This is a genomic window from Mesorhizobium sp. M7D.F.Ca.US.004.03.1.1, from assembly GCF_003998635.1.
GTDB lineage: Bacteria > Pseudomonadota > Alphaproteobacteria > Rhizobiales > Rhizobiaceae > Mesorhizobium > Mesorhizobium loti.
On record NZ_RZQG01001109.1, the window covers coordinates 1 to 1,745 of the forward strand.

Genomic DNA, 1,745 nt, shown 5'->3' on the forward strand with positions numbered 1-1,745 from the left:
GTTGATGGGGGCGAGCGTTCTCCCGCGCTGAGCGTTTTTAGCGATTGATTGCCGTCGTGGTGTCGGTCGCGGCTGCAGCCTTGGGTGGCCAGGAGAAATCGTCGGCGCGGCCGGGCGAAGCCACGGGTGCCTTGCCCTCCACCACCAGCCTTTCGCCGGGCAGGTCCGGATCGGCCTTCGCCAGTGGTGCCGCGCCAAGCAACTCGGAGCCGCCGTCGAGCGCCGGATCGCTGAGCAGCATTGGCGCGGTGCGGTCGATGACGATGGGGGCTGCGGCCGGCGCCGGCGTCTCCACGGGAGCGCCCGCTGGCGCGGAAGCCGTAACCACGCTTCCCGGCGCGGACAGGCCGAGGATCTTCAACAGTGGTTTTTCGGTATAGAAGGCGAGCTTGCGCTTGCCTGCCTTCGAGACATTGATGCCGTCATCGGCGCGCAGCCGCACCGGTTGGCCGTTCATGTCGGGGCCGCTGGTGATGAAGGCGCCGTTCTCGTCGACGAACCCGTCCCAGACGTCGACGAATTCGCCGCCATGGCTTTCGGCCGCCTTATGGTAGATGTCGTTGAAGGCCAGCATGTCGGAGGTCATCTTCGGCACCCGGAACGCTGGCATGCCGACCCACAGGAAAGGCACTTTCGCAGTGGCGATGACCTTGCCGAGTGCATCGGTGCGACGCTCATATTCCTTGGTCCAATTCTCGGACCAAGGCTGCTCGCGCACATCCCCCACCTTCATCTGCTGACGGTCGTTGGAACCCAGCATGACGACCACGGCGGTCGGGTTTTCGGTCTCGATCAGCGATTTGATCTGTTCGGGCCAGTTGTAGAAATCATCACGCACGAAGCCGGACGAACCATTGGAGCGAGCAACGATCCTGACGCCGGGATTCTCGGCAAAGGCGGTGTCCAGGCCTTCGGCGAGGCCCGCCGCCATGAAGTCGCCGACCACCAGGACGACGCGGGCGTCCGGCGCCTTGTCTACCACCGGGGTTTCCGGCTCGGCTGGCGGGCGAGGGGCGCGGGGTTTCTTGGCCTTGGGTCTCGGTTTCGCCTGCTGGATGTCAAGCGGTGGCTCGATCCGCTCGCTGCGGCGCGGAAACAGAAGGTCGCGCAACGACCAGCCACGATTTTGCTGCTGCTCCTGCGCCATGGCCGGCGCGTGGAAGGCGCCAGCCACACAGACGGCGAGCACGACGATGGCCAGGACAAGCACCGGCACGCGACGAACAAGCCTTGCGATGCGCGCAGCCGAAGCCAACCGTTTCCTCCATCCCTTGGCGCGCTCCCGCGAAAAATCGCAGCGATTTTTTCGCGAAGAACCTTGCGCCAAACCTGATTACTACAGTGTCCTTTGCGCGCCCGGAAGGCTGCGTGACACCGCAGGTGGCTCTATTTCTGCCGGAGCCACTTCAGCACTTCCATGCTCGGATAGCCATCCTGGGTCAAGCCGGCCTTGGCCTGGAAGGCCATGATGGCAGTCTTCGAGCCGTCGCCGATCTTGCCGTCGAACTTGCCGTCATAAAGGCCATGCTGGGAAAGCCGCTTCTGCAGTTCCTGCCTTTCCTCGAAAGTGAGCTTGGTGAAAGGCCGCTTCCAGTCCTGCACGAGACCGCTGGAGCCTGCGATTTCGTCGGCAAGAAGACCGACGGCAAGCGCATATTTGTCGGCGTTGTTGTAGGCTTTGATGACCGTGAAGTTCTTGATCATCAGGAAGGCCGGCCCGCCGCGGCCGTCCGGCACCTTCAACG

2 protein-coding genes are annotated in these 1,745 nt (G+C 63.7%); both read right to left on the bottom strand.

What is annotated here, in order from left to right; translation table 11 throughout:
- Window positions 1-37: 37 nt before the first annotated feature.
- Window positions 38-1,255 (bottom strand): DUF459 domain-containing protein, encoded by a 1,218-nt coding sequence (locus EN935_RS34440; RefSeq protein WP_109659272.1) that lies wholly within the window; start codon window positions 1,253-1,255, stop codon window positions 38-40.
- A gap of 131 nt (window positions 1,256-1,386) precedes the next feature.
- The coding region (locus tag EN935_RS34445) for a peptidoglycan-binding domain-containing protein (RefSeq protein ID WP_206534645.1) at window positions 1,387-1,745 on the bottom strand (359 nt) is incomplete at its 5' end.